The 14,753-nt window shown below is 51.3% G+C and carries 8 protein-coding genes; 3 read left to right on the top strand and 5 right to left on the bottom strand.

The window, feature by feature from the left end; translation table 11 throughout:
• Window positions 1-7: 7 nt before the first annotated feature.
• Entirely contained in the window at window positions 8-721 is a 714-nt protein-coding gene (locus B0I18_RS04535) for a LytR/AlgR family response regulator transcription factor (protein WP_106521447.1), read from the bottom strand.
• Between the two features lie 146 nt (window positions 722-867).
• On the opposite strand from B0I18_RS04535, the gene B0I18_RS04530 reads away from it, so the two are divergent.
• Window positions 868-4,764: a trifunctional MMPL family transporter/lysophospholipid acyltransferase/class I SAM-dependent methyltransferase gene (locus B0I18_RS04530; RefSeq protein ID WP_106521446.1), complete on the top strand. Its 3,897-nt coding sequence runs from the start codon at window positions 868-870 to the stop codon at window positions 4,762-4,764.
• Window positions 4,765-5,260: 496 nt separating this feature from the next.
• On the opposite strand, the gene B0I18_RS04525 is transcribed toward B0I18_RS04530, so the two are convergent.
• The 3 genes from B0I18_RS04525 to B0I18_RS04515 all read right to left on the bottom strand — a co-directional run bounded on the left by B0I18_RS04525 (window position 5,261) and on the right by B0I18_RS04515 (window position 11,098).
• On the bottom strand, window positions 5,261-6,229 hold the full coding sequence (locus tag B0I18_RS04525) for a hypothetical protein (protein WP_106521445.1): 969 nt from the start codon (window positions 6,227-6,229) through the stop codon (window positions 5,261-5,263).
• Window positions 6,230-6,305: 76 nt separating this feature from the next.
• The gene (locus B0I18_RS04520) at window positions 6,306-7,955 is read right to left on the bottom strand and encodes a porin family protein (RefSeq protein WP_106521444.1); all 1,650 of its coding nucleotides are present in this window, start codon (window positions 7,953-7,955) and stop codon (window positions 6,306-6,308) included.
• Window positions 7,956-7,984: 29 nt separating this feature from the next.
• Window positions 7,985-11,098, bottom strand: coding sequence for a tetratricopeptide repeat protein (locus B0I18_RS04515; RefSeq protein ID WP_106521443.1), 3,114 nt, complete (start codon window positions 11,096-11,098; stop codon window positions 7,985-7,987).
• Between the two features lie 290 nt (window positions 11,099-11,388).
• Between B0I18_RS04515 and B0I18_RS04510 the strand changes: the two genes are divergently transcribed.
• A complete protein-coding gene (locus tag B0I18_RS04510; protein ID WP_106521442.1) occupies window positions 11,389-11,949 on the top strand; it encodes a hypothetical protein in 561 nt (186 codons plus the stop codon).
• Here B0I18_RS04510 and B0I18_RS04505 read toward each other — a convergent pair.
• A complete protein-coding gene (locus B0I18_RS04505) occupies window positions 11,946-13,139 on the bottom strand; it encodes a glycosyltransferase family 4 protein (protein ID WP_106521441.1) in 1,194 nt (397 codons plus the stop codon). The two genes, B0I18_RS04510 and B0I18_RS04505, sit on opposite strands and share 4 nt — an antisense overlap.
• 134 nt (window positions 13,140-13,273) lie before the next feature.
• On the opposite strand from B0I18_RS04505, the gene B0I18_RS04500 reads away from it, so the two are divergent.
• Window positions 13,274-14,506 carry an aminotransferase class V-fold PLP-dependent enzyme gene (locus B0I18_RS04500; RefSeq protein WP_106521440.1) on the top strand — a complete coding sequence of 411 codons (1,233 nt, stop codon included), beginning with the start codon at window positions 13,274-13,276 and terminating at the stop codon, window positions 14,504-14,506.
• Window positions 14,507-14,753 lie beyond the last annotated feature (247 nt).

Below are 14,753 nucleotides of genomic sequence, written 5' to 3'. Positions count from 1 at the left end.
GGAAACACTATTGTTTCATTTGTGCGACCGCAGCCCTGTAAGTCTTGCCTACCGGCAAAACAACAGCACCACAGGCTATTTCATTGCGCCTGAAGGCCGAAATTTTATGGACTGCTATGGCGTAGCTGCGGTGAATACGGCAGAAATGCTGTGCAGGAAGCTGCTCCAGCAAACGGCTGAGCGCGCCGATAGTGATATAACTTTTTTCCGAGGTAAAGATCTTGGTATAGTCGTTAAGCGCTTCCAGGTAAATGATATCGTTAAGCGGGATGCGTATTTTATCGTGCCCCTGCTTGATGGTGATCATTTCCTGTTCGATAAACACATCGTAAGCCGTGGACTTCTGTTTCATTTCCCAATACTCTGCGATCTTCTTTACGGATAAGGCAAAACGTTCTTCGGTAAGGGGCTTGAGGATATAATCCAGCGCCGACAACTCGAAGCCTTCGAGCGCAAATTCGGGATAGGCGGTAATGAATACGGCCATGGGTACCATGTCCTTGATCGCGCGGAACAGGTCGATGCCGTTTACCCCGGGCATTTCCACATCGAGCAATACCAGGTCGGGCTTTTGCGCTTTTATCACCTCCAATGCTTCTACGGGGCCTGCATAACTGCCCAGGTGCTGGAGGAAAGGATAAGGCCCGGCGAAGGCCTCCGCTACCATACGGTCCAGCTCGTTATCATCGACTATAAGATACCGGACGGGGGCTGAGGTCATGAAAGGATATTTTTTATGCAGGACAAATATATTCAAAAATATACGGAAAAGAATTACAAAGCGACTGTCCGCAATATTTATAGCGGATTGAAGCGGGAAGGTAAGCCAGCCTTATTCTTTTCCTTTACTTTTGCAGTATTATCTTTATGCAATATATCTTCACGGCCCTCTACGATTTTTTTGAAAACCGCCGAAAGCTTTTCTGGTTTTGCCTCGCGCTCCTGTTCGGGCTTTGCCTGCTCGGCGCCTCCAGGATCCGTTTTGTCGACGATATCAATAAAATGATCCCCCACGATCCCGGTATTGAAGCAATGAACGATGTGCTCAGCAAAACAAAAACGGGCGAACAGATCATTTTTACGTTATCCTTTAAGGACAGCAACGCAACGGCGCCCGACAGCCTGATCAGCCTGCAGGAGCACCTGCAGGAAAAACTGCTGCAGGGCAACGGGGCCTGGGTAAAAACGATACAGGCACAGGTCAACGAAGATAAAGAGCAACAGTTTTCGGCGCTGGCCCTGCAATACCTGCCCTTACTACTGGACGAACACGACTATACCACCATTGACTCGCTGGTACAACCCGAACGGATCAGGGCTACCCTCGAAAAAGAACACCGGCTGCTGCTATCACCGGCCGGTATCGTAGCCAAACAATGGATCGCCGGCGACCCGATCGGCATGGTGCCCCTGGCTTTCAACAAACTGAAATCGCTCCATTTCGACCCGGGTTACGAATTGTATAACGGGTATATCTTCAGCAAGGACAGCAAGCGCCTTACCTTCTTCCTGGAATTAAAACACCCCGCATCTGAAACGGGTATCAACGGCAAATTTTTCAAGCAACTCGATGGCCAACTGCAGGATTGGAACCGTGCCCATCCGGGGCTGCATACCAGCTACTTTGGCGGCCCGGCAGTAGCAGCCGGCAATGCCAGCCAGATGCGGGCTGACACTATACTCACACTCAGCATTACCATTGCCCTGCTGCTGGCGCTTACTTTTTACGTGTTCCGCCGTAAGCGGGCGCCCCTGCTGCTGATGGTACCCGTGGTATTTGCCGCGGTATTCGGCCTGGCGGTAACCGCGCTGGTACAGGGCAGCATATCATTGATCGCCCTGGGTGCAGGCGCAGTGATCCTGGGTATCGCCATGGATTTCTCCGTGCATTTTATGAGCCATGCCCGGTTGCACAAGGGTATGCGCAGTCATGTAAAAGCATTGGCCTTCCCGCTTACCCTGGGTGCTTTTACCACCATCGGCGCCTTCTTTGCCCTGCGTTTTGCCCATGCCCCGCTGTTGCAGGACCTGGGCACCTTTGCGGCAGCAAGCCTTACCGGCGCCTCGTTGTTCACCCTGATCTTCCTGCCTCATTTATTAAAAGGGCTCGACGGCTCTGCAGCTACCACACATGCCAAACCCAACTTTATAGACCGGCTGGCTGGCTTACGTCCGGAGGGCAACAAATGGTTATTGCTGGCGGTAATCGCCGCCACGCCTGTATTGTGGCATTATGCCAAAAAAGTGCAGTTCGACGGCGACCTGATGCACCTGAATTATATGTCGCCGGCCTTGCAGCAGGCCCAGGAGGAGCTCAACCGCAACAATGCCTATGCGCTCAGTTCGGTATTTGTAGTGGCCAAGGAGCAAAGCGCCGAAGCTGCCGCCCGCAAAATGGAGGCCGTACAGGCTACAATCCAAAACCTGCAGGCCCGGGGAGCCATCCGCAACAGCATCAATCCCGCAGTGATCCTGCCTTCGCTGCAGGAACAACAACGCCGCATCAGCCGCTGGCAACAGTTCTGGACCGGGGAGCGGATCGACCGTACCCTTTCGGCCGTACAGCAATATGGCAAGGCTGCAGGCTTCAGCGCCAACGCCTTTGCCGACTTCGGCACCACGCTCCGGCAAACGTATAGCCCCTTCGACACCGCTACTACAGCCTTTCTTCAGCAACTGGTACCCGGCGCCCTGGCGCAGAAGGGTGCGGAACACTATGCCATAGCCACCCTGAAAGTAGCGCCCGGCGCACGTAAAGCAGTACTCGATGCTTTTGGCCATAGTCCCGACGTAATTGCCACCGACCGGCAATCGGTATCCGAACGCCTGCTGCAACTGCTCAACCACGATTTTAACCGGATCCTGCTGTATTCCGGGCTGCTGGTATTCCTGGCCCTGCTTATCGCTTATGGCCGTATCGAACTGGCGCTGATCTCCTTCCTGCCCATGGCCCTTACCTGGATCTGGATCCTGGGTATGATGAGCATTTTCGGACTGAAGTTCAATATCGTCAATATCATTATCTCCACCCTGATCTTCGGCCTGGGCGACGATTACAGCATATTTATGATGGATAGCCTGATGGAAAAATACCGTACGGGGCAGAACAATATCCGGCCGGCCCGCGCCGCGGTATACCTTTCCGTGCTCACCACGGTTATCGGCCTCGGTACCCTCATCTTCGCCAAACACCCGGCCTTACAGTCTATTGCCCTTGTGGCTACGCTGGGCCTGGTTTGCGTGGTATTCGTATCGCAGGTATTGCAGCCCTTCCTGTTCAACTTTATGATACAACACCGGGCCGACAAGGGTTTTATGCCCTTTACGCTCTGGAGTCTTTTTAAATCGGCCTTCTCCTTCCTGTACTTCTTTACAGGCTGCCTGCTCGTTACCCTGGCCGGGCTGCTGCTTACCGGCCTCCGGCCTTTTGGCAGGGCCAGGAGCAAATACCTGTTCCACCTGGTACTGAGCAAGTACACCGGCAGTGTGATGTATGTAATGACGAATATCAAAAAGCGGGTAATCAAAATGGATGCCGGCGTATTTGGCCGGCCAGCGGTTTATATCGCCAACCACTCTTCATTTCTCGATATCCTGATCACTACGATGCTGCACCCCAGGCTGGTATTGCTGACCAATAAATGGGTATGGCGTTCGCCGGTATTCGGCAAGATCGTGCGCATGGCCGAGTACTACCCCGTGGCCGATGGCGCCGAGGATAGTATAGAACCACTGCGCAGCCTGGTAGCACGGGGTTACGGCATCGTTGTATTTCCCGAGGGTACGCGTTCCTACGATGACCAGATACACCGCTTCCATAAGGGCGCTTTTTATATTGCAGAACAGCTGCAGCTGGATGTGGTACCAGTGGTATTACATGGCGTACACTATGCCATGCAGAAAGGCGACTGGTTGCTGAAAGACGGTATTGCCACGGCAAAGATCCACCCGCCGATCAGGGCCAATGACAGCAGCTTCGGTACGGGTTACCGGGAACGCACCAAGCAGATCAGCCGCTGGTTCCGGCAGGCGTTTGCAGCCGAGAAAGCGCAAAACGAAACACCGCGTTATTTTCGCGAACAGATCATTAAGAGTCATATCTACAAAGGCCCGGTACTGGAATGGTATTGCAGGGTTAAAACCGCGCTGGAAGGCAACTACGAGCCATTCCATGAATTATTACCGCGCGCCGGCAAGTTTTATGACCTGGGCTGCGGTTATGGCTTTATGACCTATATGCTGCACTGGGCTTCGGAAGAACGCCGTTTTATCGGTGTAGATTACGACGAAAACAAAATAGAAACGGCACAACATAACTATAAACGCCTCAAGCGCCGTTCGAAAAAAGAGCAGGCTACCCTTACTGCAAACATAACCATACCGGAAAAGATCCGCTTTGAGCAGGCCGACCTGAGCGCTTATACCCTGGAAGCCTGCGACGGCATTATCATCAGCGATGTATTGCATTACCTGTTGCCCGAACAGCAGCTGGACCTGCTGAACAGAAGTTATACCGCCCTGCAACCGGGCGGCATACTGATTATAAGAGATGGCGTAAAAGAACTGGCCGACAGGCATAAAGGCACACGCCGCACGGAGGTATGGTCAACACAGATCGTGAACTTCAATAAGACACAAAATGAACTGCACTTCCTGAGCAAAGACTTCCTGGAAAACTGGGCCAAAGAAAAAGGTCTGGCTACCGAAGTCATAGACCTTTCGAAAAAAACCAGTAATCTCATTTTCGTGATGCGTAAAAACTAAGGCTTCGTTTTTACGGGTAAGCCGGTATTAGCGATGGCGCCTGGGTTTGGGAAACTTGTCCCCCGCAGGGGCTCCTGCAAAGGGACCCTGCGGAAGGCGGGGGATAACAGAAGTAAATAGCATCAAATGCGTATCCCTACCTACCAGATAAAATGCCACTCACGCGCAACGTCCCTTACAGTAGCCGTCGCGGCGAAAACCGGCCGACCTGTTTGAGGCCCTACTGTGGCCGCAATAAAATTCACGACATCACATGCACCCGCAAAGGCCCGGTATTGTCACCTATTTACCTACCCTGGATAGCTTAAACGCTTCCTATTTATTTTCTTTGAATCAATACTATAGGAACACAACTGCAGGCTCAATTTTTAATACCGCCCGGAAATTCCGCTTGATCCGGTATGCCTTGTCCGGGGCGGATTTCCGCATACGGTTACCAACAAAAAAAGAGAGACCGTGAAATGACGATCTCTCTTTTTACTTTATTTGAAATTACTTATTTCAGGATCTCTACTTTACCTGATGGATTGAATAATTTTTTCAGGGAGTCTACCGTCCTGGTGGTATCGGCAGGAAGGGAAGAAACGGAAATGGTTACAAAATAATTTGAAGAATCCTTCGCCACCATAGCTACGGAGCTGTTGCCGTAAGACTTCAGTTTGGCAACGCGGCTTTCGGCCCTTTCGCGGGTAGGATACTGGTGCAGCGCCACGGTGTAAGTAATCGTACCGTCGGCATTAACAGCTGGCGTTGCAGTAGCAGGCTGTTGCTGGGCAGGCGCCTGTGCTGCAGGCGTATCGGCAACCGGTGGTGCGGTATTTTGCTCTTCGGTAACCGGCGGTGTAGCGGCCGGCGCTTTTTCTTCTTTATTGTTGTTCATGTACCAGAACAGGAAAATACCGGCTGCCAGGATCACGAGCACGATACCGACCAGCATAACGATCTTGCCCCAGTTTACCTGCGGCGCCTTCAGCACAATCTCCTCATCGCCCTTAGGTTCGCGGAACGAGGTATTCTCGATAATCTGCGTAATAGGCTCTTCCCGTTTGGCTTCGGCTACCGTACTGTTCTTGAAATAAGGAATGGTACGGCCCTGGATATTGAGGTTCGGATCGGCAATAAACTGGATAGCCCCGTTGGCCGCGCTGATAAACTTGCCGATGGCCGGGATAATTATTTCCTTACCGTCCTTCAGTTCCTGTTTAGCGCCGGCACAAAAGTCCTTAAGATGGTTGGCCGCATGAGCGATACTGATACGTTCGTTATTGGCAATGAAGTTGGCAAATGAGTCGTCGATCGATCCGTAACGCTGATCGAATACCACATCATAAGCAGGTCCGCTCAACTGTTCCGATTCTTTATTGTATACCGACTTCTTCTTGATCACCTGCAGGCTCCCGATACCCGGAAGGAAGCAGTATTCATTTTTAATCAGGAATAAACCAACGTATTTTGCTATGTCCATTTTCAGGTCTTATTATATTATTTGAATTATCCGGCAATGTAATATGCAGGGCTAAAATAATCAAATAGGTTTTGAATTAAAACTTAAATCTTAACCCACCCATAATATTAAAGCCGTACGCCTCGTACTGGTACCAGCGTTCGTATTTATTACCCAGAATATTATTGAGCTGTAAAAATAGAGATAAACGCGGAATAATATTATACTCGGCATTTGCACTCAGATCGATATATGCGCTTAATTTATAACTGTCGCCATTCGAGAGCCTTGCGTAGCTGCCGTCCCAGAAGTCGAGGTTTACATTAATATGCAGTTTGTCAACCGGGTGCACATACATCGATCCACCCAGGCGCAACATGGGTTCGTGGTATACCTTGCTGAACGTTTCGCGGTGGTAGAAGTTGTACCAGGAGCCGCTTGCGCTCAGTCCGAACACATTGCCTACCTGGTAACGGATAAAGGCGTCGAGGCTGATGGCCTGCACGTTGCGGTCGTATACCACGTCGAAACGCTTGCCATCGCCGGTACCGGAATAGTCGTTTACAAATTCGGCCAGGTCTTTCCACTGGCGCCAGCTTACGGTTCCGCCAAAGGAGATATGCTGTCCCAGCGCACTTTCAAACCCGCCATATACCTGGTCGGACTTTGTCTGCTTCAGGTCGTAGCTGTTATTGATAAAGGGGTTCTTGGTGCTCAGTTGCTTGTAGGTATTCTGGATAAGGTTGCCCTTCCAGCCGGCCACCAGGGTAAGCCCGCTGTTGAAGAAACGGCTGTTGATGCTCAGGTCGGGCAGCAGGTAGGCCGTATTATCCATACCCCATGCAGGACTCAGGCCCAAGTGGATATTCGTGGTCGGGAAATGGATATCCAGTGCGGGATTTACCTTGATCAGGTTATTGCCCCGGTCGGAAGCGTCGGTTTTTAACTGCGTAAAGTTGCCTTCTACGCCCAGCCCAAAGCTCAGCGTAGAATCGATGGCAATACGCGCCGGCACATCAAAAGCGAAGGTGCGCTCGCGGGCATTGTACTTGTCGCTGTACATGCTGAAAGCCACAGAAGGCTTGTACCAGATGTTCCAGCGGTTGGCTTCGGTATTCTCGCCAAACACTTTGATATCGGCGCCGGTATACACCTGTTTTACCGAGTTGCGGGCATATTCGAAAGAGTCGTGGTTATACCCGTAATAAGAAAGCGCATCGCGTTGTATTCCCAGGGTAGCGCCTATGGCATGACCCGAAGTATAGTATTTGCCCGAAGCGTCGAAACCCGTATGCGAGGTTTGCTGGTTAGCGATACTCCCCTTCTGGGACAGGTGGTTGAAATGGAAAGCCGTTTCGTAATCCTGGCCTTTAAGGCTGCCCACACCGGCATCTATATAAACGGTAGACAGGTTGCCAAGTCCGGCTTTGATATAGTTCTGGAAAGGCGTTACCGCCTCCTGGCGACCGAGGGCGAGGGGCCTGATCGGTACGGAATGATAAGTATAACTCAGCGTCTGCTGCGGTACTTCGTACAGGAAACGCGGTTTGGTAGTATCGATATTGGGCAGCGTAGGGGTCAGCTCCGGTTTGTCGGGACGTGCGATCTCGGGTTTGTACGACTGTATGATTTCGATAGTCTGGCCCTGTATGACGGTATCCCTGGTATTCCGTTGTTGCCCGTTGGTACGGACAGATAAGAACAGGAGGCTGCCACCGGTTAGTGCAATATATTTAGCGTAATTCATGTTTGTGGTATTTTTATGGCAACCTGTTTTTATTCTTCAGTAAGCTTGGATTTTGTTTTTTCCAGGGCTTTTACGTTTTCCAGCTTTTTAGTAGCTTCTTCTTTCAGCTCTTTGTCGCCTGCATTTTTAACGATACTCTGTAAGGTGGCTTTGGCATTAAAGTAATCTTTCTGCTCGGTAAGGATATCCGCGATCAGGATATAGGATTTTACCACCCAGTATTCCTGTCCGCCGGAGGTCTGCGCAGCGTAGTTGGCCTGTGCTTCGGCTTCCTTCAGCTTTTTCTGTGCCAGCAGGATCTCTGCCACGCGGAAGCGGGCTTCGGCGCTGATCACCCCGATATTTTTCTTATCGATAACCTGGTACAGGGCTTTGGCCTCTTCCAGGCTATTGCCGCGTTGCAGGGCTTTTGCTTTATAGAGCTGCGCTTCGGTTACCGCCTGCGCACCCAGGTCGGGCAATGATAGGAGGGTATCGGCATAAGCGCTGGCCTCGGTAAAGGCGCCACGTTCGTATGCTGTTTTTACCAGGCCGGTATAGGCATTCTGGAGGTTGTTATTATCCATAGCCGAACCGCGCAGGGTATTGTAGTACTTACCGGCTGCGGTATAATCTTTCTGCTGCATAGCCAGCGATGCGGCCCTCGAAGCGGCATCGTCGGTAAAGTCGCTCCAGCCGCCCGCTACCACGGCATCGTAGTCGGCAAGCGCTTTGGTATTGTCTTTAAGATGATAGTACGATTCGCCGCGGTAGTAATGCGCTTTATTGGCATTGACGCCGTTGGGGAACTGGTTCAGGTATTTACTGAAACTTTCGGCGGCCTTGGCCCAGTTGCTGTTGCCATATTCTGTTTCTGCTGCAGCATAATAGGTAGCCTCAACCGACGCATCGCTGGTCGACGGCATATTGTTCTCCTTCAGGAAAGCTTCGTATTTTTCGGGTTGACCGGTGGCAATGTACAGGCTGCGCAGCGCATCGGCCGCAGCAGCGCGGTCGGTAGCCGATGGGTAATCGGCAATATATTTCCGGTAGGCGTCGATCGCATCGTTATTCCGGTTGCTTTCCTGGTAGGCGTAGGCCAGTTTTACCAGCGATTTGGCACGCAGGTTATCCGGGGTGCTGCTGTTATCGGTAAGTGTTTTCAGCATGGATATGGCCTCGCTGTTGCGGTCAGCCTCCAGGTAAGATACGGCCAGTTCGTACTGGGCATCTTTCTTATATTCCGAGGCCGGTTGTTTCTGGATGATATCGCTCAGGATATTCATCTTATCGTTCTGCTTGCCTTGCAGGCCATAGATCAGGGCTTTTTGGAAGCGGGCGTAGTCCGGGTTGCTGATATTGCCGGCAATCGCCTTGTCGTATAATTGCGCGGCCTTATCAAAGTCCTTCTGCATAAACATCGCATCGGCTTCCCGCAGTATGGCATCGGCAGCCAGGGTATTGCTGTAACCACCGTCCTTGCTGCCTTGCTGTGCGGCCAGGAAAGATTCGCGTGCGTTACCGTAGTTCTCCTTAGCCAACTGGGCATAACCGATATTCAGGTGTGCATTCTGCGGTGTGGCTTTGGCGCTGATCCTGCGGATCGCATCTTCGTTGCCTTTAGCCGTATTGAGGAAGGACTGGCTAAACTGGATAGCCTGCGGGTACCGTTTTTCCCGGTAAGCAATCTCGCCCTTCCAGAAGTAAGCGATGGCTTCGTAGGCGTTATTTACCGGCTGTTGCAGCGAAAGGCTCAGCACGCTGTCGGCCGATGCAAACTGGTTGTTCTGCATCAGTTGCATGGCGCGGCCTACGGCCACCTGCTGGTACACGGCCCAGGTAGCGTTGTCTTTAACGGCCATGTCGCTCATAATGGCAAAGGCTTCGCCATAGTTGCTGCTTTTGGCCAGCAGACCGGAGAGCATGGTTTTGGCTTCGGTAGCAAATGTAGCGTTGGGATATTGTTTGATAAAGCTGTTGAACCTGCGCGTGGCGATACCTTCGTCGCCCAGTTCATAGGAGAGTTTGGCAAAGAGGAAGCTGGCTGCTTCTTTTTGCGAGGCGTTAAAATCCATGTCGGAACAAAGACCAAAGGCATTACGGGCGCCCTTCTTATCGCCTGTTTTCAGGTAGCAATCGCCCAACAGGTACATCGAGGTCTGGCCGAGCGAGTCCTGGGTATTACTTAACGGCTGGAAACTCTCGATAGCCCTGGGCCATTTCTCCAGCCGGTAATACGTGTAGCCCAGTTCATACAGCTCTTCTTTCCGTATCTTATCGGAGTTTTCATAGTAGTACTCGAAGTAAGGGAGGGCTTCGGCAAATTTCTTTTGTTCGAATAAGGTTTGCCCGGTAAGCAACCTCATTTCCTTATCATAAAACAGTTTGTCTTTTTTACGCAGGTAGCGATTCGACAACTGGAGCACTTTATCGTAATTACCCTGGAAATAATTGATCTCGGCCTCGTAGTAAGGTACGATGTCTTTATACTCTTCCTGGTTATGAATACGGTCGAAGCTCTTCAGCGCCAGTTCGTAATTTTTATCATTATAAGCCAGCAGGCCATAGTAGTAGTTACCGGCTATATAATATTTGTTGTCCGGCAGTTCTTTAATAATGGCAAACAGGGGTTTGGCCTTATCGAAACGGCGTTCGTTAAAATAGCTGTAGGCCAGTTCGAACTTTGCATCGGCGATCTCCTTATTGCTCAGGTTATCGATACCTGCAATCTCGTAGTAGGCAATGGCTTCGGGCAGGTTGTTCTGCTGGAAATAATATTGCGCCAGGGCAAATGCAGCCCGCTGGCGGTATACCGGGTTTACGGTCTCTTCGATATAGGTACGGATCTCGTCTTCCGCATCGGCATGTTTGCCTTTCAGGTTGCTGAGCGCCAGTATGTATTTAGCCTGTTGTATGGACAGGGACAGGGCTTCTTTATTGCGGCTTTCGGCAGGCTGGATATGCTGTTGCAGGTATTCTTTTATAGACTGGGATGCCAGGGTATAGTGGCCCTGCTGAAATTGTTCGATCCCGTGCTTCAGCAATCTGTCTTCGACGCGGTTACTTATCGGTATCTGTGCAGCGGATTCGGGGGCAAAAGGCAGGATATGAAGACCAGAGAGCAATCCGGAAATGATCAAAAAACGTTTAAGTACAGCGCTCATTAAACAGGGATGTTTTTTGCGTAAAACATTGAATTTTACCCAATATTAAATTTTATTCATTTTAAAATGCAGCAAAGATAAAGAATTGGCTTTTGACTTGCGTGTAATGAAAATATAAAGATTTGTTAGCCTAGAAGCCTTGTGCAGTCCCTATTTTAGCGGTCTGCAGGCTATTTATAACGTAAGACCGGCAATATTATTTTCAAAGCATAAACACTGCTTATCCATCTTATTATCTGCCGCCAAAACCTTAACATTTCGTTATATTTGCAAATATCAACCGCCATTTCATGAAACGCCTGCTGCCTGTGCTCCTCCTTCTACTTGCCTGCCTGGCCTGGTCCTGCAACAAAAGCTTCAACCCCGATCGTAAAGGCATGGAACAGCTGTACCAGGTACTCGAAAAAAAATTCGGAGCCGGCGCCTGGTACAACAGCATTATCCTGGTGCACGACGCTGCGGGCGATGATATGATAACAGTAGAACGCGCAGCCGATCCCGATAAAGCCATGCAGGAACAATGGACCTGGTTTCATGGTTTCTGGGAACAAAAAGCGGATATCGAATTAAAATGTTCGGGCGTACAACCCCGTGATTTTTTATTTCAACTGCAGAACGGCAACCTGCAACAGATGGGGAAACTCGCCGAACAGGCCTTGCGTACCCTGGCTGCCGACCCGGCAAATGGCCGCGGCAGGCTGATTATGGCAGGTATTGAGCGGGACAACCCGTCACCCGAGGGCGCACACCACCTCGCTTATACGATCCAGCTGCGCAATGCGGCCGGCGTACGCTACAGCTACCGGTACGATGAACAGGGCGAGCCACTGCCGCCTGCCGCGCAACCCTAAAGCCGGCGGTAACGGTCCAGCAGCGCAGCGATCAGTTTTTTACGGTCATATTTTTCTTCGATCAGGCGGCGCGCCGCTGTACCTATGGCGGTCAGTTGTCCGGGTTCGCGCACCACTCCGATGATCTTACGGGCAAAGGCTTCGGGCGTTTCCGCCACCAGCACGTCCTGTCCGTCGCGGGCTTCGATCCCTTCCAATCCTACAGGCGTGGTCACGATGGTTTTGCCCATAGCCATACCCTGGAATATTTTGATCCGCACACCCCCACCCGAAAGCAGTGGCACCAGCAGCATACTTTTATCCCGCTCAAAGGCCATGGCATCGGGCACTTCGCCCGCCACCACCACATTGGGCCAGGTATTTTTCAGGTAGTATTCCGGCATATTTCTACCGGCCAGGTGTAGTTTTATACAAGGCAGCTCGCGGCTCACCAGTGGCATTACCTGCTCCAGCAGCCAGTTTACACTTTCCTGGTTGGGCAGCCAGTCCATGGCGCCGATATGGTACAGGCTTAACGGTTGTTCGGTAGCCGGGCAGTAGGGAATGTGTGCCATATCGATCCCGAAAGGATGCAGGAACATGGGTTTGCGCACACCCAGGGCCTGTAGCAATTGCAGATCGGCCTCCGATATGGGCAGGATGAGGTCGTAGTCGTCGAGATGCCTGAGCTCAAATTGCTTCAACCGCCTGGCCAGTAACCGCAGGTACCACTTCTTAAGCGGGTTGCCGGCCTGTGCTGCCAGCCGTTCCCATATCCGGTACTCGATATTATGTTGCCGGATCACCACTTTCGCTTTACTGTACTGCCTGATCACGGGGATATAAGGCACCAGGAACAGGCTTTCCAACTGGATCACATCGAAGGTTTCCTGTTGCAGCAGGGCCACCAGGGCATTGCGGTAGCCGGTGGTTACAAAACGGTCGATATTATAGGAGGAGCTGCCGAACAGGTTGAGCAGGGCCGGCAGGGGCTTTACCCGGTTATCGACCTTTACGGTTACAAAATGTTCCAGCTGCCGGTAAAGCGGGGGCAGGTTTTGCTCCTCCACCCAGTGCCGGGTAGTGTTCATCGCCAGCATGCTTAACCGTACACCTGCATCTATAAAGCCCTGGGTATAATAATGAATACCCAGGCTTCCGCCATCATTTAAGGGGTAAGGAATGCGATTGACCAGTTGCAGGATCTTCATGCGGCTATTGAAAAACTATATAACTTTTGGGAATGCAAGATAATGAATCCCCTCTCCTTTTACCTAACTTTGTCGCCCGGGAACCACCGATCATCGCCTTTTTACAGGGCCGTTTCCCGCTTAAATAAGTACACATGACACCGACTACGCATTTAAATATAGAAAAAATACGGGCCGACTTCCCGATACTGCAGACCACGGTATACGGCCGGCCCCTGGTATACCTCGACAATGGCGCTACAACCCAGAAGCCCCGGCAGGTAACCGAAGCCATCAGCAATTATTACGATACGTATAATGCAAACGTCCATCGCGGCGTGCATTACCTGAGCCAGGTAGCCACCGATGCACAGGAGGCGGCGCGCAGCAAGATCGCACGTTTTATCAATGCCAAACACGATTACGAGGTCATCTTTACACGCGGTACAACCGAAAGCGTGAACCTCGTAGCCTACTCCTTTTGCAAGCAATACCTTAAGGCGGGCGACGAAGTGCTGATCTCCGGTATGGAACACCATTCCAACCTGGTACCCTGGCAGATTGCCTGCGAGGACCATGGCGCCACACTCAAAGTAATACCCATCGACGATAAGGGCGAACTGATCCTCGAAGATCTCGACCAGCTTCTGACCGCCCGTACCCGCATCGTAGCGCTGACCTGGGTATCTAACTCCCTGGGCACCGTGAACCCGGTTGCCGAGATCATAACGCGTGCACATGCCCGCAACATTCCCGTACTGCTGGATGCCGCGCAGGCCATACAACACACCCATGTGGATGTACAGGCTTTGGACGTCGACTTCCTCGTATTTTCGGGGCACAAGATCTATGGTCCCACCGGTATCGGTGTACTGTATGGTAAAGAAGCCCTGCTCAACGCCATCCCACCTTACCAGGGCGGCGGTTCGATGATCAAATCGGTATCGTTCGAAAAAACAACCTATGCCGACCTGCCCTTCAAATTTGAAGCAGGCACACCCGATGTGGCCGGTATTATAGGTCTGGGCGCAGCTATCGACTATGTAAACGAAATAGGATTAGACAACATTATCGCAGCAGAGCATGACCTGATGACCTATGCGCAACAGGCGCTGTCGGGCATTAAAGGCCTGCGCTTCATTGGCGACGCTACACATAAGGCAGGTACCTTGTCTTTCCTGATCGACCAGGTACACCCCTTCGACATCGGCGAACTGCTGGATAAGCAGGGCATTGCGGTACGTACGGGGCACCATTGCTGCCAGCCGGTTATGGAACATTTCCATATACCCGGTACCGTAAGAGCATCCTTCTCCTTTTATAACAACAAGGAAGATATCGACCGCCTGGTTGCCGGCGTAGAAAAAGCAGCGCAGATGTTTGTGTAGCTATTAGATGTGAGAAGTTAGATTTGAGATGTGAGATTTGAGATGTGAGATATTAGAAGTTAGATGTCATCCTGAGCATCGCGAAGGATCTTACCCGAGGGCCTGTGTATTGTAAAAGCAAGGATTAGTCTATAAAGGGAGACGATTGTCATCCTGAGCATCGCGAAGGATCTTATCGAAGGGAGCGTGTATTGTAAAAACGAGGAGTACTTTATCAGGGAAGACGATTATCCTCCTGAGCCCAGCG

The sequence above is a fragment of the Taibaiella chishuiensis genome (assembly GCF_003014535.1).
Taxonomy (GTDB): Bacteria; Bacteroidota; Bacteroidia; order Chitinophagales; family Chitinophagaceae; genus Taibaiella; species Taibaiella chishuiensis.
Note: the sequence above shows the minus strand (reverse complement) of the source record. Positions and strands in the feature narration are given on the sequence as shown.